14 protein-coding genes are annotated in these 19063 nt (G+C 56.7%); 9 read left to right on the top strand and 5 right to left on the bottom strand.

All coding sequences use genetic code 11. The features are described 5' to 3' along the window. Positions 1-63 precede the first annotated feature (63 nt). Positions 64-1986 (top strand): UvrD-helicase domain-containing protein, encoded by a 1923-nt coding sequence (locus PZA18_RS09740; RefSeq protein ID WP_284100643.1) that lies wholly within the window; start codon positions 64-66, stop codon positions 1984-1986. A gap of 106 nt (positions 1987-2092) precedes the next feature. Here the strand turns inward: PZA18_RS09740 and PZA18_RS09735 are convergent, their stop codons facing one another. Beyond that, a complete protein-coding gene (locus PZA18_RS09735; RefSeq protein ID WP_284100642.1) occupies positions 2093-2959 on the bottom strand; it encodes a M48 family metallopeptidase in 867 nt (288 codons plus the stop codon). 397 nt (positions 2960-3356) lie between these two features. Continuing rightward, a complete protein-coding gene (locus PZA18_RS09730) occupies positions 3357-4673 on the bottom strand; it encodes an NAD(P)/FAD-dependent oxidoreductase (RefSeq protein ID WP_284100641.1) in 1317 nt (438 codons plus the stop codon). Between the two features lie 226 nt (positions 4674-4899). On the opposite strand from PZA18_RS09730, the gene PZA18_RS09725 reads away from it, so the two are divergent. After that, positions 4900-5787 (top strand): cation diffusion facilitator family transporter, encoded by an 888-nt coding sequence (locus PZA18_RS09725; RefSeq protein ID WP_284100640.1) that lies wholly within the window; start codon positions 4900-4902, stop codon positions 5785-5787. Positions 5788-5903: 116 nt separating this feature from the next. On the opposite strand, the gene PZA18_RS09720 is transcribed toward PZA18_RS09725, so the two are convergent. After that, the gene (locus PZA18_RS09720) at positions 5904-6344 is read right to left on the bottom strand and encodes a hypothetical protein (protein ID WP_284100639.1); all 441 of its coding nucleotides are present in this window, start codon (positions 6342-6344) and stop codon (positions 5904-5906) included. Positions 6345-6677: 333 nt separating this feature from the next. Between PZA18_RS09720 and PZA18_RS09715 the strand changes: the two genes are divergently transcribed. Genes PZA18_RS09715 through PZA18_RS09700 form a run of 4 tightly spaced genes read left to right on the top strand, consistent with a single transcriptional unit; the run spans position 6678 to position 12227 of the window. After that, positions 6678-8297, top strand: coding sequence for a serine hydrolase (locus PZA18_RS09715; RefSeq protein ID WP_284100638.1), 1620 nt, complete (start codon positions 6678-6680; stop codon positions 8295-8297). Between the two features lie 18 nt (positions 8298-8315). Continuing rightward, positions 8316-9140, top strand: coding sequence for a hypothetical protein (locus PZA18_RS09710; protein WP_284100637.1), 825 nt, complete (start codon positions 8316-8318; stop codon positions 9138-9140). Further along, positions 9133-11178: an MFS transporter gene (locus PZA18_RS09705; protein ID WP_284100636.1), complete on the top strand. Its 2046-nt coding sequence runs from the start codon at positions 9133-9135 to the stop codon at positions 11176-11178. The genes PZA18_RS09710 and PZA18_RS09705 overlap by 8 nt, the downstream gene beginning before the upstream one ends. Before the next feature lie 50 nt (positions 11179-11228). Beyond that, positions 11229-12227 carry an ABC transporter substrate-binding protein gene (locus PZA18_RS09700; RefSeq protein WP_284100635.1) on the top strand — a complete coding sequence of 333 codons (999 nt, stop codon included), beginning with the start codon at positions 11229-11231 and terminating at the stop codon, positions 12225-12227. A 19-nt stretch (positions 12228-12246) separates the two neighbouring features. Here PZA18_RS09700 and PZA18_RS09695 read toward each other — a convergent pair whose 3' ends face one another. After that, positions 12247-12996 carry a hypothetical protein gene (locus PZA18_RS09695; RefSeq protein ID WP_284100634.1) on the bottom strand — a complete coding sequence of 250 codons (750 nt, stop codon included), beginning with the start codon at positions 12994-12996 and terminating at the stop codon, positions 12247-12249. A gap of 490 nt (positions 12997-13486) precedes the next feature. Between PZA18_RS09695 and PZA18_RS09690 the strand changes: the two genes are divergently transcribed. Then, positions 13487-14716: a peptidoglycan DD-metalloendopeptidase family protein gene (locus PZA18_RS09690; protein WP_284100633.1), complete on the top strand. Its 1230-nt coding sequence runs from the start codon at positions 13487-13489 to the stop codon at positions 14714-14716. A gap of 106 nt (positions 14717-14822) precedes the next feature. On the opposite strand, the gene PZA18_RS09685 is transcribed toward PZA18_RS09690, so the two are convergent. Then, on the bottom strand, positions 14823-15227 hold the full coding sequence (locus PZA18_RS09685) for a hypothetical protein (protein WP_284100632.1): 405 nt from the start codon (positions 15225-15227) through the stop codon (positions 14823-14825). 716 nt (positions 15228-15943) lie between these two features. On the opposite strand from PZA18_RS09685, the gene PZA18_RS09680 reads away from it, so the two are divergent. Together PZA18_RS09680 and PZA18_RS09675 are read left to right on the top strand one after the other, a co-directional pair. Then, positions 15944-16303 carry a DUF4326 domain-containing protein gene (locus PZA18_RS09680; RefSeq protein WP_284100631.1) on the top strand — a complete coding sequence of 120 codons (360 nt, stop codon included), beginning with the start codon at positions 15944-15946 and terminating at the stop codon, positions 16301-16303. Positions 16304-16429: 126 nt separating this feature from the next. Next, complete coding sequence (locus tag PZA18_RS09675; protein WP_284100630.1) at positions 16430-19057, top strand: ankyrin repeat domain-containing protein; 2628 nt, start codon at positions 16430-16432, stop codon at positions 19055-19057. The last annotated feature ends 6 nt before the right edge of the window (positions 19058-19063 follow it).

Here is a 19063-nt window from a genome sequence, read left to right as displayed (position 1 = left end):
GCAAGGAAATGGCGGATATGTGACCATTCGGCCCATTGTTAACACTTACCTGAAGACATCCGCTTGGAATCCGCATCCACCATCGGCCAAGGCCGCATCCAGCTGACCGACGAGCTGGCGGCCATTTTGCAATGGCCTCAGTCCACCAAAGCCCCGCGCCATCTATTGATTGAGGCCCTGGCCGGCACCGGCAAGACTACTGCGCTGACAGCCCTCTACGACGGCCTGAAACGGCAGGGCAGGCAAGCCTTGGCGCTGACCTTCTCCCGCAAGGGGCGCCGCCGCTTTCTTGGGCAGTACAAAACCTTGTTTGATGCCAGCCTGAATGAACAGGCTGCACATGCGCTTTGCAACACCTTCGATGAGTTTGCCATTCGCTGTCTGCGAGTGCATTCACGCGTCAAGCGCTGGGAAGCCGGCACCCTGGGGCGGGCCATTGTCGATGATGACCGGCCCTATCTGGCCATGGAGCAGGCCGTGGCCCTTATCAACCAGCACGCGCAGCGCCACGATATGGACCCGCTGCCGACCGACAGCGAATCCATCCTCGCCCTGCTGGAACTCATTACCAATCTGAAAACCAGCCTGACTTTCACTCGTGCACCGTTTGATGCCTACAACCAGGAATGGGCGGATGAATTCGACCGCGAGTCGATCCAGCTGGCGCTACAGGCGCTGAAATTGCCGCCCTGGTCGTTCAGTCTGTATCAGGAGTATGAAAAACAGCGGGACGCTGCGGATTTTCTCTGTCACGGCGATGCCGCCTATGACCTGGCGCAGGAGCCCGCTGCGATCCGCCAATATTGCCAACAGCAGGGCATCGAATACGTGCTGGTCGATGAATTCCACGACACCAAGGCCGTGCATTTTGCGATTCTGGCCGAGATGGCCAAAGCCGGCTGCCGGCTTGTTGCAGTGGGTGATCGCAATCAGGATATTTTTGAATGGCGCGGCGCTACTACCTTCGACGCCTTTGAGGCCTACGACCAGCAGTTGAAACAGGTAGGTCACCTGCCGCTCTCTATCACTTATCGCTTCGGCAACCCGTTGGCCAAGACCGTCAAAGGCGTGCTGGAACGATTGCGTGGCAACGAGCTGTCGATTACGCCGCTACGCGATAGCCGTACGCAATTCAAGCAACTCAGCCTGAAAACGCAGACACCGGAAGACGCCTTGATCAGCCTGATCAGCAAGGGCATGAGTGCCGGTGCAGCCGGCAAGGACTTTGCCATCCTGCTGCCACAGCCGCAGATGGCGTTTTCGCTGATGGTCTGTCTGCATCGGGCCAAGATCGGCTATCGCTGCGATGGCATCACCCCTTTGCATTTGTCGCGAGAAGCCGGGGTGCTACGCGCCATCGTCCTGCTGATCGATCAGAAACTGCAGCGCGAATACAACCACCTCGACTGCATGGCCCTGCTGTTGCTGGCACTCAGTCCCCGCTTGAAGCTTTCGGCCGACGACTATCGCAGTCTGGAAGCCTTGCTGTCGGAACGTGCTCTGGGCGAGCGGCAGATCGTATATCTGCCCGCCAACCTGCCGCTGGCGCTGGAGATGCTGCGGGCCCGTCTGGCCGAGACCGGCGCCCCCGATGAATCCCCCAGCCTTCGAGGCTGGTTGCAACGCTTTCGCATCAGGGAATGGCTGGGGGTCATGTCCCCCACCCAAGCTGCGGCACAGGCCATGCAGGTGGCGCTGGGCCAGCTCGCCGCCCAGATTGAGCGGGAAGGCAGCAAGGCATTCCTGGCTGAGCTGGATGAACTCGCCAAGCAGTTTTCCAAGCCGAATGTCGGGTACGCCAGCAAGGTGGCTCTGACCTCGGTCACGCACTGCAAAGGCAATGAATGGCCGTATGTAATCCTGCCCGCCAGCGGCCACCAGAGCTGGGCCGAGCACCTGCTCGCCACCGCCAGCGAACAACAGAAACGCGAGCTGTATGTCGGCCTGACCCGCGCGCAGGAAGGCGCCTGGCTGCTGGTGCCGTGACGCGTGGCGCCTCTTGCCATCACCCCCAACTCCCTGCGTGAACGCACATAAAAAAATCCGGGATATTCATCCCGGATTTTTGTTGGCTAGTCGCGACCAAATGCTTTTATTGACCCTTGGCAACTTTGTCTTTCACCCGATCAGCACGGCCGGATGGGTCTGGGTGGCTGGACAGCATTTTGGCCAGTAAGGAGTTATTGCCGCCGCCCGCCTTTGCCAGCTTGCGGAAGGCCGATTCCATTGCGGCTGCCTTGTATTTATGCTTCTTCATGAATTCATAGCCATAGTCATCAGCCTGGGTCTCCTGACTTTGCGAGAACTGGCTGCCCACGACTGCCTCGGCAAGGGCGCCAAGCTGGGAGTCGGCCAGAACGCCGACCGTGCCATCGGTACTCGCTGCTGCCTTGCGTGCCGCCGACGCAACATAGGCCGTGCGTAGCGCGTTCAGGCTATGGCCGTGCTTGACGTGGCCGATTTCATGGCCAATCACGCTCCGGAGTTCATCATCGTCCATCAGATCCATCAATCCGGCGTACACACGGATACTGCCATCCGGGGCAGCAAAGGCGTTCACATCTTTGGTGAGGTAAACCTTGAAGTTAAGCTTCATGCCGTCTTCGTTGACGTGCTTGGCGGTGAGCCTGGCCAAGCGGGCGGCATACTTGTTGCCGGCGGGCGCCACCTTCGATTTCTTGTCGGAGTATTTCATCTGCTGCAACGAAGCGCTTTTCAGCTCGGCCTCGCTGACCGATGCAGCTGACATCAGATCACCCACTGCGCCGATCTTGTTATCTTCTTTGCTTGCCCCGGATGAATTGCTGCCCGAAGACAGGGCACTGCCCAGTGCAGACAAGCTGTTGGTAGAACCTTTGTCTGCCGGCTTGCTGGTACCTGATTTCTGGTCGGTCGGGGCACTGGCACATGCGCCCAGGGTCAATGCTATCAAGGTGGCGAGGAGGGTCGGTCTGATCATTGAAGAAGCTCCTGTCGAGTCTGATCTGGGTTTTATACGGCCCTTATCTGGTCTCCCAAGATATTCGGGCCGCTCACTGCTGCGATACGTGCGGTTGGCGCACAGGAATCCGGCCCCGTCGGGAACCATGCCAGGATGAAGGGTGGCGGAATGGGGCCAAACGGGTCGGCCAGAATAGCAAATACCATTGTCATTCAAAACCGAAAATCATTGATTTCAATAACATTCTTCAGGTATTGGTATTTTTCCCTGCCCTGGTGGCATAAGTTGCAATGTCGGTACAAAACGGCAAGACAACTAGTACAGCGCGGGCTTGTTACTATTTGTAGATGACAGACAGGGAAATGGGCTCTGGCAGGCAGACACGCCTGCCAGATTTCGAGAGGGCTCTTTCGACTCAGTGTAGTTTGATGCGCGGCCGGTGAACCCTATCCAGCCATTCCGAAGCGGTGATCAGCACCGTGCGCGCCACACCACTCAGCGCCAGCTGATGTTTCTTGTGCAGGCTCCAATACATGAATTTGGCCACCTGACCTTCCACAAACAGGCTGCCCCGGCTCAGGCTACCCATCAGACTCCCCACCGAAGAATAAGACGCTAGCGACACCAGCGAGCCATAGTCCTGAAACTTGAACGGCTTGACCGTTTTACCGGCAATGATGCGCATGATGGTACGGGTCAGGTAGTTGGCTTGCTGATGCGCGGCCTGCGCACGCGGCGGTACGGTGCTATCGCCTTGCGGGCAACTCGCGCAGTCACCCATAGCGAAGATGGCAGGGTCGAGCGTGGTCTGCAGGGTTGGCCCGACCAGTAGCTGATTCAGCCGGTTGACCTCCAGCCCGCCAAACTCCTTCAAAAAGTCGGGAGCCTTGATGCCCGCAGCCCAGACTGTCAGCGTGCTCGGAATCACTTTGCCACTTTGCATATGCACCGCATCTGCAGTGACTTCGACTACCCGCTCATTGCTATGGATTTCAATGCCCAGCGCGCGCAGCTCGCGACTGGCGGCTTCGGACAAGCGTTCGGGCAACTGCGCCAGAATGCGTGGCGCCGCCTCGACCAGCACAATTTTCAATTCGCTCTCAGGGCTGACATGCTCCAGCCCGTAGCTGGTGAGCACCTTGGCGGTGGCATGCAACTCGGCCGCCAGCTCCACCCCGGTTGCGCCGGCCCCAACAATGGTGACAGTCAACCGGCCCTGCCCCGCCCCAACAGGCACGGTCTGCGCCCGCAGGCAGGCATTGATCAACCTATCGTTGAAACGACGGGCCGATTCAGGATTATCGAGCTTGATGGCATTCTGGGCGGCACCGCGTGTGCCGAAGTCATTGGTCTGGCTGCCAATGGCGATCACCAGGGTGTCGTAGGGGATTTGCTGGGGAGGGGTGATTTCTGCGCCGTGGGCATCGTAACTGGGCGACAGATGAATCAGGCGGGCCTGACGGTCTATGGATTCGAGCCGACCAAGGCGGAAGCGGAAGTGGTTCCAGCGCGCTTGGGCCAGATATTCGATTTCTTCTGCGTGGGTATCAAAACTACCAGCGGCCAATTGGTGCAGCAGGGGCTTCCAGATATGGGTGCGGGCCGCATCAACCAGCGTTATTTCGGCCTTCCCTCGGCGCCCCAGGCTGTTACCCAGGCGGGTTGCCAACTCCAGCCCGCCGGCACCGCCGCCGACAATCACAATTCTGTGGGCATGCTCATCCTCATTCATACGGTTTACTCCGGTAACAAAGATGTCATCAGTGTACGACAATGCTGCACAGCAACAAACAAGGCAATCCTTATGCCAGCTGGCTTGCCCTCCACCATTTGCGGCAGAATGCTGCTTTGCACACAGAACACTCCCCTGCTGATGGGCAACGCTCACTGCTGGCTTGCAGATCCTCACCGCATGGCGAGGTTGCAAACAGCTTCTCAGGGTAGTCTAAAAACAAGTCATGAATGCTTCACAAAAGCTTGCCCTGCTCTCCGTCGGAGCCTCCTGCGTTACCCTCGGGCTGAAGTTCGGTGCCTGGTTCCTGACCGATTCCGTCAGCCTTTATTCCGACGCGATGGAATCGTTTGTCAATCTGGCTGCTGCCATCGTGGCTCTGGTCGTCGTCACCATCGTGGCCCGGCCGGCCGATGAATCCCATCCCTGGGGTCACGACAAGGCCGAGTATTTCTCAAGTGGCGTCGAGGGCGCATTGATTCTGGTCGCGGCGCTCACCATTATGTTCGAAGCCTGGCAGAAGCTGCGCATGCCGACCCCGCCGCTGCAACTGGGCGCCGGGCTGGGACTTTCCGCCCTGGCATCGGTCGTTAATGCCGGCACGGCCCTGATCCTGCTCAAACAGGCCAAACGTCTTGACAGCATCGTGCTCGAAGCCGACGCCCGTCACCTGCTCACCGATGTCTGGACCTCGGTTGGCGTGATTGCCGGCCTCACCGTCCTGCTGTTTGCGCCACCCAGCTGGGCCATTCTCGATCCGATCATCGCCTTGCTGGTTGGCCTTAACATCATCCGCACCGGGGTTGACCTGTTGCGACGTAGCGCCGACGGATTGATGGACGCCACCCTGCCCACAGACGAAGTGGCAACCATCCACCGCACCATTGAACACGAGCTTGGCCCCGCTGGACGCCATGCCGAGCTGAAAACCCGCAAATCCGGCTCCAAACGCTTTGTCGAGTTCAAGCTATATGTCCCCGGCCAAATCACCGTTGATGCCGCCCACCACCTGTGTGACCAGCTCGAAGCCGCCATCGAACAGGCGCTGGGCAACACCACCGTCATGGTGCATGTCGAGCCAGAAGAACGGGCGCCCAAAGAGGCCAAGGATTAAAATAAAATCGCAAATAAATTTCCTGAATGCACAGCAATCAATATTAAGCAGATAGCAAAACTTAAATCAATCCAATCAAAACCACAGCGCATCACAGACAGTCCAAAAAATACGATCTACAAAAACAATTTATCCGGAAAAGCCCTATGAGGAATAGCTTTTCCAGCTTCACCATTTGACCCTTTTACGTGACATTGCCCGTGAGGCGGCACTTCAACTTTAACCCAAGCCACATTCTTAGAACACAAGTCCAATATCTGTTTAATTTCCTTACCGCTCAATGCACAGACTGTTGAGCTGCCACAGACTAGGCACAAAAACAGGTATGCTCCTTCCTGCTCATGCAAATTTCGAAGAAACTCCAAATCATCTGGCTGAAAGGTAAAACTCCAAGGAGACTCTGGGTTTTTTGTGTGCTTTATGAATATATTTCGATTCTGATTAATCAGATAGTGACCATACTTCTCACTACCTTTATTTAGGGCCTTAAATGAATCATGCTCAACAATTTGTGTCAAAGCCGCACCATGATACAAATCTTTTTCTTGAATTTTCATATCAATTCCCTTTCTCCACAAACAACCTTAATAGGCCACAGCCACCCAAGATGAATTGAACTTACTCAAAGAAAGGCATCTTCCGCCCCTCGCACAAAATGCACTTGATCCACACAATCTCACCTACAAGGCATTTAATAGCTATTTCTAGCAAATAGATTAATAAGATTTCAAACTAATTTTCATTTTCTCCTACCACTTTGCCCTTCCCCCATCTACAAATAACACGAACCCGGCTGGTCCGACCTGATAGCCGCCGGGTGAACAAGAGCCCGCCAGGGCCTGATCGGAGAATCTTTATTCGAATGTTTCAACAACATGAAAGGATATTTCATGGCGGTAAACAGTTTGCGCGTCGTGGGTCTGGGAGGAGCCGTGGCGTTGACGATGTGTCTGACGGGTTGTGATTCGGATGGTGATAGTTCGTCACCCGTGGTGCAGGCGCCGTGCCTGGGGCCGGAAACGATCCAGTCGTCGGCGCCCGGCGCACCTCAGGTTATCTATACCAGCCGCAGCCACAATAGCCAGGATGCAGCGTCGAATTCGTTGCTGCTGGCAGCGTTCAATAGCGCGCTCGATGCAGGCAGCGTCGATGCCAACGCACTGGTGGTCAAGGACGAGAGTGATCGGCCCGTTGCCGGCAAGGTGCGGTACGACGCTTCGATGAAGGCAGTGGTGTTCGATCCGACCGACCCTCTTGCGGCCAATCAGCGTTATTTCGCACGGCTGTCAAAGGGTATCAAGGGGAGTTCGGGTGTCACGCTGGGCAATGAGTATTGCTGGCAATTCAAGGTGGCCGCGTCCCGTACGGACACCGAGGCACAACGACAGGTTCAGCTGATCGTCGATCAATCGACTTATCAGTACGGCATTCCCGGCACCATCATGTCGGTACGTAATGCCGATGGCAGCACCTGGACGACCACCAGTGGTTACGCCGATATCACCAACAAGCAGCCGATCACCGGTGATATGCGCTTCCGTATCGGCAGCAACACCAAGGTACTGGTGGCCACGGCGGTGCTGCAACTGGCGGGCCAGGGCAAGATCAGTCTGGATGACCCAGTCAACAAGTATCTGGCCAACGAGATGAAGTCTTATATGCCGTTCTACGATGGCAATAAGATCACGGTGCGCAATCTGCTGCAGCATACGGGCGGCATTTATAACTTCACGCTGGATTCGACTTGGGGCAATGCTTTCATTTCGGATGCTTTCAAGCGCTACTTCCCTCAGGAACTGCTGATCATCGCCAATAACAACGCCAAGAATCCGAATGCGCCGGTTTATGGCACGGTCAGTTATTCGAATACCAACTATGTGCTGCTGGGGATGTTGATCAAGAACGTTTCGGGCACGGTGTACGAAGACGCCATTGAGCAGTGGATTCTGAAAGCCAACGGTATCCGGAACACCTTTGTGCCGCGCATTGGCGACCCGTATGTGCCTTCGCCGTATTCGCATGGCTATTATCAGGACAGCGAGACGCTGACCATGCAGGATGTCACGCTGAAAGACCCTTCCACCGTCTGGTCATCGGGCGACATCATCTCGACAACGTCCGATCTGGCGGCGCTGGGCATGCTGGTTGGTCGTGGCTCGATGATCACCCCGGCCATGCAGACCGAGCGTTACAAGTTCATGCCCTTTACCGGCAACCTCACTTATGGGCTGGGTCTGGTGAAAGACAACTACGCCAATCTGATCGGCCATCAGGGCGGCATGATCGGCTACACCTCGCAGATGTATTACCTGCCGGACAAAGACGCCACGCTGGCGTTCTTCTATAACCGCACGCTGGCACTGCATGACTATAGTGATGTGATGACCTACACCGTCATCCAGAAACTGTGGCCCGGCCGTCCTGTAGCCTCAGGCAGTCGCATCGAGAATGACCGGTCGTTCGGCTATAGCGGGCCACAGGGCAAACCGGGTCTGCTGAGCGAGTACTGAGAATTGGACTGACATCGCATGAGCCTGCCTGCCTCATCAGGCGCCGCCAAACGCCGACCAGCAGCCCTGTGGCTGCTGGTCGGCGGTTTGCTGGCAATGGTAATCGCCTTCGTATTGAGCGTTGTCGTGCTGCTCAATTACGCCAACTTCCGCAAAAGCCTGCAGGAACAATATCTGACCCGCCATCTGGTTCTGGCCAAAGATCTGCGCCAGACCATTGAAGCGGGCATGAATATCGGCCTCACTACTGCCGAGAACACCCGCCTGCCCCGCATTCTGAACGCGCTGCGCAGCCAGCACGCCGCACTGCATTTTGTCGGCATCTGCGACGCCAACGGCCGCTGGCAGCTCTCGCAAGGCGAACCTCCCGAGCAAGGCCCCGATTACTGGCGGGAACGGCTGAATGCTATCGCCCCTGAATCCTCGTGGTTAACCAGCAGTGGTCGCAACTATCTGGTGGGCTTGTCTTTTGTGAACAACTTTGCGGTGAAGGAAGGTGCCATCGTGATCGGCTACGATCGCGAGGAAATCGACCGCGCCACCCACCATATGCTGATCGTTCTGGCGCAACAGGCCCTGCTGACCCAAGCCCTGTTTACCGTACTGAGCCTCGCCGGCGCCTGGTTATTGACGCGCCGCTACACGGCCAGCGTCGTCACCGCTGCCAGCCATCTCGAAAGCCTGGATCTAGCCTCCGACCAGCCGCTGCAAAAACCCGGTGACATGGATGACAGTCTGCATCAGAGCCTGCACGCCTACGCCGAGCAGGCACGCAAGGCCATGCAGGCGCTAGATGCGCTGGACTCAGCCAAACCGGCAGACAAAGGCACCGACCATGAATAAGCTGCAGAACCGGCTGATCTTGCTCTCGACCTCGCTGGTTGCCGGTGCAGCCATCATGCTTTCATGGTTTGCACTGGGACATTTCGAGCGCGAATTACCCCCAGCCATGGCCAAGACCGTTGCCGTGGTTGGCCAGTCCACCGCCAAAGTCATCGAATCTGCCTATGCTGCGGGCGTTCCGCCGGAAAGTCTCGTCGGCGCCAACGACTATCTCGACACCGTCCGCAAGGACAACCCCGGCCTCGACTATCTGGCGATTGCCAGCCCGCAGGGCACTACCCTGCACCGCAGTGACAACCAGAACGCCAACCGCCCCCCCCTGCCGATCAACTGGGCGGCACCCGACCAATCCCTCGTCAGCACCCAGCGCCTGGGTACTTACTTCGATACCACAACGCCACTGCGGGCGGAGGGGCAAGTGGTGGCCACCCTGCATCTTGGGCAACGCGCCAGCATCGTTGAAAGCAAGGTCAAAGAACTCAGCTATGACGTGCTGACCGTGCTGATCGTCGCCACCCTGATCGCCATGGAGCTGCTGCGTTTTGTGCTGGCCGTCAGCGTGCAGGGGCCATCATCGCTGCTGCACGACTTCTTGCACCGCGCCCGCCAGGGAGATTTCAGACACTACCTGCCCCTTGGCAATGCCGTAGGCGTCGGCCGCCTCAACGCCCCGCTCAACCACTGGCAGAATCTGATCAACGAGCGGGCGCACCAGATCTGGCAACGGCTGCGGGCGCGTGGCGAGGCCGGCGCCGACGACAAGATCCCTGCCATTGCCGGCTTTCAGTTTCATGCCCCGCAGGCCAGCGTCATCCTGCGCGACAGTGCCATCGACTATGTGCGCTGGCCGTTCTTCCTGCTGATTTTTTCCGAATCGCTTTCCTTGTCGTTCTTTCCACTCTACGTCGAGCAGTTCTTCTCGCCCGAGTGGGGAGTGCCACGCGAACTCGTCATCGGCCTGCCGATTTCCATCTTCATGTTCGTCTGGGCGCTCTCAATGCCCTGGGCGGGCCTGTGGGGTGATCGGGTCGGGCATCGTCGGGCCTTCATGGTGGGGGCCATCATCACCTGTGCCGGCCTGCTGCTGACTGCCGCCACCCAAACGATTTTCGACCTCGTGCTCTGGCGCTGCATGACCGCCTTTGGCTATGGGCTGGTTTTTGTAACCGCCCAGAGCTACATCGCCAACAACACGCCGCCATCCCAGCGCACCAAGGGCATGGCAATTTTTCTGGCCAGCTTCTTTGCCGGCTCGCTCAGTGGTGCCGCCATCGGCGGCATACTCTCAGACCGCATCGGTTACCCGCTGACCTTTGTCACCTCAGCCCTGCTCAGCGCCGGCACCGCCCTGTTTGCTGCCCGCTTTCTGCATTCCGCCCCCCCAAGCGCACAGAACGCCAAACGCAAACTGGGCAGCGCCGATTTCAAGGCCTTATTGCGTAACCCCAAATTCGTGGTAATTACCTTTCTCGCCGCGATTCCCGCCAAAATCGCGCTGACGGGCTTTTTATATTATTCGGCCCCGCTTTATCTTAAATTTCTTGGCAATAACCAATCGGCAACGGGCCGGGCCATGATGGCCTATGGTCTGGTTATTGTCGGCATGTCGCCATCCATTGCCCGGCTGGCCGACCGGTTTGGACATCAACGCTGGTTTGTTGCGGTCGGCGGCTATGTCGCAGCGGCTTCGATGTTCCTGATCCACTTCCGGGATGATGCCGTCGGCGTGGCGCTGGCAATTACATTTCTGGGAATTGCCCATTCAATTGGCGTATCCCCGCAATTAGCCCTGGTCAGTGAATTCTGTCAGGATGTCGTTAAAGAAGTCGGCCTCGGAACGGCCACCGGCATATTTCGCCTGATAGAAAGGCTAGGCAATGTTTTAGGGCCGATGATTGCGGGAATATTGATTGCCAAATTCGGCTTCAAAGGCGCCTTTTACGGCATCGGAATACTCTGCCTGGTTTGCGCTACCCTATTTAGTGCCTATTTCCAGATGTCCGCCTATAAAGAGCGCCACCGAACTGCGGGGCCATGATGGCATGTTTACCTGACCCGACTTATCGCCAATTAAATCGCCGACATTTCATGCAAATGACGGCAGCTGGCTTGTTTGGCGCATTTAGCTCACCCTATGCGGTCGCAAATGCCGCGCCGTTCCGGATTATGTTGATGCTGTATCGAGGCCAGACCGAAGCGGAAAAAGGTTTTCAAAACTACCTGAAAAGCCGCCACATTCCGGTTGAATACATTATTCGCGATGCCAATGAAGACAAACAGAAAATCCGCCAGTTTATCGACGAAGCCCGCACCCTCCGGCCGGATCTGATCTACAGCTTTGGCACCACCCTGACCAAGGCAATAGTTGGCCCCTACGACGCTATCGACAAATCGCCTTATATCAATGATATACCCGTGGTTTTCAATATCGTGGCCGACCCCGTTGGCGCGAAGCTGGTGCCGCGTTTAAGTGCCTCAGGCCGAAATCTCACCGGCACCTCCCATCTGGTTCCCATGCCGGCACAGCTGAAGGCTCTGATCAATTTCAAAACCATTCGGCGACTGGGGGCTATCTATAACCCGGATGAGGCAAATTCCCTGCTCGCCATTGAGCAATTGAAGCGGGCTTGCCTGATTGAAAAAATCGAATTAATCCTTAGCCCGGTTGTCAAAAAGACAACGGGCATGCCAGACAAAGCCGATCTAAATAACAGCGTTAACCAGCTATTGGCGCAAAAGCCGGAAATGATCTATCTGCCTTCCGACTCCTTTATTATCGCCAATGCCCGCCAAATCATCGAACCGGCGCTATTGGCACGCACGCCGGCATTTTCTGCAACCGAAGCGCCCATACGCCAGCAGGGCGCGCTCGCCGGCCTGGTAAGCCGATACTATAATGTTGGCGAATTTGCGGCCCATAAAGCCATTGAGATTCTGGTGCAGAAAAAGGCCCCGTCGCAGATTCCCATCGAAGTGTTGAATCGCTTCTCTTATCTGATCAATATGCAGACTGCGCGCCGCCTTGGCACTTTCCCACCGGTTGCGATATTCCGGTTTGCTGAAATCGTCGATAAAAGTCCAGTCTGATCACACCCTTCTGGCCGGATTATCTACGCAACATCCGCCATAGCGTCGCCGCAATCTGCCGCAGATGAATCGGCATGATCGCCAACAGCGCATTTCCCTCGGCAAAGTTCGGATTGGTTTCGCAAAAAAAGCGGATTTCTTCTTTATCACTGGCGGCAAATCGCGCCAGATCTTCAGCAGAATAATCACTTCGCCGCCCAACTGGTAAAACGAAATTACAGGCATTCGCCGGCTGATCGGGCTGCAGCACTCGCAATATGGCTTTGATTTCTGGCGGCACCGGGGTATTCCGGCGCGGGTAAACCTCGGCAACAGACTTGGCCATGACCCGATACATGGCAGGGCTGAGCATGGTATCGGCGTAATAAACCGCCTGCTGCGGATGGGCCAGTTTGTAAAGAATTGTTTGCCAGATTGAAAATTGCACCGTCTGGTTGCCGTGGCGAAATTCAGGATAAAACCCCGCCGATGCACCAATCAGCGTCAGCGGTTTGGGCTGGTTTTGACCAGGCCATTGCACGGCTTGGTAACGAAACGTCAGCAGGCAGTACCCCACCAGTTTCTCCCCGGAAAAAAACAGGCGTAATCGCCGGGCAAAGCAATCGTCAGCCAGAAAATATTTTTGCAAATAGGCTGCTGCATCAATCCCGGAAAAACAGCAGTCGATGATTGCTTTCAACGCTTGCTGATAAGGCTCGCTCAGCCAGTTTGCCTGCTGATTGAGCATTTTCAGATCGATGAATCGGTCTATTGTTTTATTGTCTGTCATTTTGCTTATTTACAGCGATCATGGCTTGAGGGGAATGCGCAACTTAGCGCATAAGCGCCCACCCTTCAATTCCGTCACCTTCTCCCCTGCCCGTCGATAGCCCATTACGGGTAATGGCATCGCCAGCCGCCCTGCGGCCTTGGCACAACCCGATAGACAGACGAATCTGCCAGCCAATCAAATTGCATAACAGTCCTGATTCAAATCGCTGATTTGAATCGAAATTCATGAGGAAAATGGATTTTCACGCTCAAATTATGACGAACAGTCATTTAACTGCCTGTCTCATAACAAAGAAAAATTCATTTGACATTAAATACTCAGGCACTATGCTAGGGGCTGCGTATGTTTACGTCATAAAACAAATCTTACTGAAAACTGCGCGATGTCTTTATGTATTTGTTTTTCTGACTAAAACATGACCAGCGCCCTGCCCACCCTTGTCTGCTCTGCTGTTGGCATGCCTGGTCACCAGAATCCAGGAGAGTCCATGTTTACCCCAACCCGTATAACCTGCCTGGCTTTGCTGTGTGTCGCTACCGGCGCCCTGGCTGCACCGCAGACCCTCAGCAACCGCCCCACCGTCGATGCCACGCTAAGTCGTATCGCGAATCAAGCCTTTGCGGCGGCCACGCTTGACTGGCCCGGTCGGCGGGCGACGATTGGTGAGAATCTGGTGGAAATCACCCGGGCCGACGCCGGCGGGCGCTGGATTGCCGGATCGATCACCGCGATCATGAGCCCACAGGTTCACGAATCCCCAAAATCTCTATTTTTTGTGGCGCAGCGTGTTGGCAACAGCTGGCAGCTCGCGGTTGAAGGCAGCCCGCAATACAGCGAGATGCTTGCCGCCGCCCCGGCCGATCTGATCGAGCAAGGCGAGAAAACCAGCCTGCTCGCCGCCGCGACCCTGCAGATGGATGCCAGCGACGAAACCGGCCTCAGCCTGCCCTGGAAGGAAGGGGTCGCCTGGTATATGGGCGGTGGCCCACATGGCAACAGCGGCAATTCGCGGCCTTTCAACTCGATCGACTTCAATGGCGGCGACGGGCAGGTACTGGCACCGGCAGCCGGACGGTTCTACCGCACCTGTGTCCGTAATGGCAGCGCACTGGTGAAGCTGGTCCACGACAACGGCTACACCACGACCTACTACCACATGACCAACCTCGGCAATTACGCTGACGGCACGCGCATCGACAAAGGCACCTACCTGGGCCGGATTGGGGTACAGCTGCCTTGCGGCGGCAGCGCATCGGGGGCGCACGTTCACTTTTCCTTGCAGAAAGATGGGCGCGACATCTCCGTTAACAGCAAGATCATTGGTGGTTGGCAATTTACCGAGGGCAGTCGGGCCTATGGTGGCTATGCAACCCATGCCGGACAGCGCGTTGGCGTTGGCGGCTCACTGCGTAACTACGGAGGGGGTTCGGGCGGCGGCACCATCCCGCCCAAGCCGGGTGCAGTAGAAGTTCTGGTGCAAGCGCCCAACCCCAACCAGCCGGTTAATCTGCGCGAGCGCCCCAGCCTGAGTGCCACCATTCTGGCCACCGCAAAACATGGCGACCGGGTGCGCATCGTCTGCTACCAATATGGCGATGCCGTGCAGGGCATGTGGGGTCAGACCAGGTTATGGAACAAGCTGGAAACCGGCCAGTGGGTCAACGACGGCTTTCTGGATACCGGCAGCAACGACCCGGTCGTCCCGCAGTGCAGCTAGGCGCTGTTGACATTTGATTTCCGGTCGCGCCGCCGTTGGGGTTAGCCCTCAGGGCGGCGCAATTGGCTCGAACGCTCAAAAGCCACCCATCATTGGCTGCAACCATTCAGGCAGGGGCTACCAACCCGGTATGCTTGTCTATGCGATAAACCGCCAGGCTTCGCTGCCAGCTATGGTGTTCGGCATCCCAGTACTCTATCGGCACCTTGACTTCCCGATGGCTGGCATCGTCACGCAATACCTGAATCGGCTCGCCCAGCACATGCGATGGTTGCAGATGGGCCGCAGGGGTGGCCTGGCTAGACGGCGGCGGAATCAGGAATGCTACGGCAGAGCACGGCAAGCCAGAACTGGGGGTCATGACGATGTATAAAATGCCTTCATCAAGACAGACACGGGTGACGCCTACCTCACTCGCACGGAACACCTCAGCCCGATACGGCTCCGCCAAGGCTGGAAGGTTGGAGGAAAGACAGGTCAAGGCCAGCCAGACTGCATACTGTTTCTTCATGTTTAATCCCCGCTTGGTGTAGCAAGTCATGACAGCTTATGGCCATCTGCCTTGCCCGACGCGGATGCAACGGTTGCCACAGGTGGCACGTTACGTTCACGTCATTTTCTATGCCCAGGATTAAGCAGTAGTCATCACCTGAATAAATCGCAATTCCACCATTCAAATAATCTATTTATTGCTGGCAAATTGTTCTTTATCCGCAACAAAAATACTGAACGCTGCATGCGGGAGGTCTTATATTTGCGCCTCCCATCGGGATATTTGGCCCAAACCAATCGTCTGAAGAATTTCTCTTTGTTGCTCGCCTATTTCCTCTGCCATCCCGTGCATCAGCAGAACTTACCGCGAATAAACCATTGATAATCCGCTTCCTCTGGTCGGACAGACCACAGGAACAGCCTGCACAGGGGCTTTCAATGCCTATCCTCTTGAATGGCTGTGGCGATATATCCCCGTCAGCTGCGCTAATCTTATTGACTTACTTTCCGGTCCGAATCATTTCGGTTTGATCGCAGATCAGCCAGGTTTGATTCACCACCATTCTGTGGTCAGATACCTTCAAGCTCAATCCTGACGAAAGAATGGGGATGTAATGGTTTAATCGGCGAACGCATTGTCCCTCTGGTAATTCGCTACACCCAAGTACATGAATGAGAACAAAAACTTTCCCTATCACCCCTTTTTCCCATCAGGTTTGTCGGGAGGAAACCACCATGCCAGAACGTATTGTTTTAAGTAGAAAGAAGGGTTGGCGCATGCCGGATGGTGCAATCAAAGTCGATCGCACCACGCCCTGGGGCAATCCCTTCCGGCCGGATGATTGTGGCGGCTCGGCAGCCAAGGCGATCGAACTCTATCGTCGCTGGGTGCGCGGCGAAACGCTGCCTTCGTCAGTCTTACCCCCTGCGGCCCCACCACCCACGCTTGCACAAATCCGTACGGCGCTTGTCGGCAAGCACTTGGCCTGTTGGTGCAAGCTTGGTACGCCGTGTCATGGAGACTGGCTACTACGTCTTGCCAACGACCCTGCGGCGACACTGGATCTGGACCTGCCGCCCCTGACGGAACCCTGAACAACTGAGGCCGCTTCAGAGGTCGCGTCAGCGCAGTCTGCGTATTGCCAGTGTATTTGTTACAGTGACACCATCTAGGGCTGCTGACATGACGGCTCGCCGCTTCAATTGCCATCTCAGCTCACCATGAACTTTCATCATTTCTCAGAAGCCCTGTCCCGCATCATCCAGAGTGGTGATGTGGAGGCACTCAAAGCCTTTTTTGCCAGCGTCAAACCTTATCACCTGTCCAATCATCTGCATGGTCCCAACTGGAAAGGAGAGAAGATCGCGCCGCCGCTGCATCAGGCGGTAGCGGCTAACAGCTGCGAGATATTCAGCTATCTGCTGACACTTGGGCTCAATCCAGAGCAAACAGATATCGCTGGTCGCACCCCGCTATTTTGGGCGCTGGTGAATGAGCAGTTACCAATGGCACATTGGCTGATGGCGCAAGGCGCCAATCTGCTGGCCCAAAGCAAGATTGGTACTCGCATTTACGATGTGGCGCTGGCAACGGGCGATGAGGCGCTGATTGCCGCCTTCTCGACACTCGGACTGAGTCTGGACTATGCCAATCAGGACGGCACCAGCTGCCTGCATCGGGCTGCTCGTTCCGGCAACCTCGCCTTGTTTGACCGCGTGCTGAGGGAAACCGGGCTGTCATTGGAAACCCCCAATGCCGACGACCACCTGCCGATCGACTTCTGCCGGCACTTGGTCATGCTTCAGCATCTGCATGCACTGGCACCAGACATCCCTCTGAATCGCTCGCTGAAAAATGGCGACACCAGTCTGTTGCTGTTTGTTCGCGAGGGCGCCGATGACATCGTGCGCTGGCTGGTGGAACAAGGCGAGGACGTCAATCAACTCGGCAAGGATAAAAACACGGCGCTGCATTATGCCGTCAGCCGCAACCACCTAGCCTTGGCGCGCTTTCTGCTGGAAAGGGGCGCCAATCCCAATCTGCGTAACCGTTACAACGCCCGCCCGCTGCATTGGGCCAGCCAATTGGCTGGTGGGCTGGAAATGGTCAAGCTGCTGATCGCCTACAAGGCCAAGGTCAATATCAAGACCAATACCACCTTCATCATCCGCGAAACCCGCACGCCACTTTTCTTGGCGATCAGCAAAGGCAATCAGGATATCGCCCGTTATCTGGTCGAGCAGGGGGCAGATGTCAACGCCAGCAACGATAGCTGCGACAGCACGGCACTAACCGAAGCCTGTCATGGCAACCACATCGAAATGGTGCAATTCCTGCTGGCCCACGGCGCCTCGCCTGACGGGCTGGAAACGGAATATGGTGACCGTTTCATGTACTTTCCGCTCGGCCAGGCGGCTAGCGCCGACATCGTTGATCTGCTGGTCGCTGCCGGCGCACAGATCAATGCACAGAATCTGTATGGCGAAACCGCCCTGCACTTCATCGCGGGCCGAATTGAAAAAAGTGATCTGCAGCACGCCCACGGCCAGGCACAACTCGGCGCCTTACAGGCTTTACTGAAGCATGGTGCAGATGTCCGGCTCACCAATCAGCATGGCCAGTCCGCCCTGGCGCAAGCCAAGTGCGCCGAAGTTGGCAAGCTGCTGCTGGAGGCCGCCAAGGCGAACCGACCAAGGCTTCCGGGGGCCAGCCAGGCAGTGGTTGATCCCACTTTCCCACCCCCTGTCGCAGAACCGGCCACTCCCGGCACGCCCCCTGAGGCAAGCGCCCTCCCTACACCCGCCCGTATCAGCAAAGATGAACGAACGCAGGGCAAGGAACTGCTTGAACTGACATTCGACATCAGCAACGCCGCAAAACTGGACGCGGTCATCGAGATCGCCCGCCTCGCAGCCCCAGCAGTGGTCCGCCATGCCGCCACGGCCACGGCCACGGCGGAAGACCAGGAAACTGCACTGCATCGTGTTCTGGACAGTGCGCGTCGTTACGCCCGTCAGGATGACCAACCCTCGCTGCTCCCCCAGTTCCATCTGCTCGCAGGCATGCTGCTGGAGCAAGGGGCAGATCCGAATGCCATCGAAATGCTGTATCAGGAGTCCGCCTTGCACAAAGCCGTGCGCATCGCGGTTTTTGACAGGGAGGAAGACGCTGCGCAAGCAGAGGTAATGTCAAGCCTGCTGCTGCGCCTGCTTGATTGCGGTGCCGATATCAACCTCCGCAACCGGGACGGCTGCACGCCGCTCGATTTCATCAGCCACCCCGCGCTATATGCCTTGCTGGAAAGCCGGGGCGCACGTCATGGGCAATGTAGTCAGGCGCTATATGACGCCATTGTCGATGAAAATCACCCGGTACTGGATTGGTTGCTGCGCAAAGGAATTGACCCGAACAACAGCCATCGCCAAGGGCTTTCCCCCCTGATGGTCGCTGCACTTTGCAACAATCTGACGGCCTTGCGCCGTCTACTGGAACACGGCGCCAAACCGGAGAGTACCCGTGGCGATGGCGGCACCGTGCTGCATGCAGCCTGTGAAGGCGGCGCTTTCAACTGTATTCATTATCTGGTGGAACACGGCATTGTCGATTTCAACCAGCAAGACCACGCCGGCAACACCGCGTTATGCGCATTGCTGGCTTATGAGAAGCACCACTACGACAACGCGGTGGTCAAACAAGCACGCAAAGATGCCGAAGCAACGGCAGTCTGGATGGTTAGCCAGGGGGCGAGGCTGGATATCGTCAATCAGGATGGCGAGTCTGCACTTGCCTTTGCCAAGACCAAGGCCCTGCAAGCCCGGCTTCGCAAGCAGGCCAAGGCACAGCCCTAGGCCCTC

Source organism: Parachitinimonas caeni (genome assembly GCF_030129945.1).
Lineage (GTDB): Bacteria > Pseudomonadota > Gammaproteobacteria > Burkholderiales > Chitinimonadaceae > Parachitinimonas > Parachitinimonas caeni.
This window is presented reverse-complemented; position numbering and strand designations above follow the sequence as displayed.

Excerpts from the sequence above, each read along its gene's own strand:
- PZA18_RS09735 (WP_284100642.1), bottom strand. The coding sequence starts at position 2,959 with ATGATCAGACCGACCCTCCTCGCCACCTTGATAGCATTGACCCTGGGC.
- PZA18_RS09730 (WP_284100641.1), bottom strand. The coding sequence starts at position 4,673 with ATGAATGAGGATGAGCATGCCCACAGAATTGTGATTGTCGGCGGCGGT.
- PZA18_RS09725 (WP_284100640.1), top strand. The coding sequence starts at position 4,900 with ATGAATGCTTCACAAAAGCTTGCCCTGCTCTCCGTCGGAGCCTCCTGC.
- PZA18_RS09720 (WP_284100639.1), bottom strand. The coding sequence starts at position 6,344 with ATGAAAATTCAAGAAAAAGATTTGTATCATGGTGCGGCTTTGACACAA.
- PZA18_RS09715 (WP_284100638.1), top strand. The coding sequence starts at position 6,678 with ATGGCGGTAAACAGTTTGCGCGTCGTGGGTCTGGGAGGAGCCGTGGCG.
- PZA18_RS09710 (WP_284100637.1), top strand. The coding sequence starts at position 8,316 with ATGAGCCTGCCTGCCTCATCAGGCGCCGCCAAACGCCGACCAGCAGCC.
- PZA18_RS09705 (WP_284100636.1), top strand. The coding sequence starts at position 9,133 with ATGAATAAGCTGCAGAACCGGCTGATCTTGCTCTCGACCTCGCTGGTT.
- PZA18_RS09700 (WP_284100635.1), top strand. The coding sequence starts at position 11,229 with ATGCAAATGACGGCAGCTGGCTTGTTTGGCGCATTTAGCTCACCCTAT.
- PZA18_RS09695 (WP_284100634.1), bottom strand. The coding sequence starts at position 12,996 with ATGACAGACAATAAAACAATAGACCGATTCATCGATCTGAAAATGCTC.
- PZA18_RS09690 (WP_284100633.1), top strand. The coding sequence starts at position 13,487 with ATGTTTACCCCAACCCGTATAACCTGCCTGGCTTTGCTGTGTGTCGCT.
- PZA18_RS09685 (WP_284100632.1), bottom strand. The coding sequence starts at position 15,227 with ATGAAGAAACAGTATGCAGTCTGGCTGGCCTTGACCTGTCTTTCCTCC.
- PZA18_RS09680 (WP_284100631.1), top strand. The coding sequence starts at position 15,944 with ATGCCAGAACGTATTGTTTTAAGTAGAAAGAAGGGTTGGCGCATGCCG.
- PZA18_RS09675 (WP_284100630.1), top strand. The coding sequence starts at position 16,430 with ATGAACTTTCATCATTTCTCAGAAGCCCTGTCCCGCATCATCCAGAGT.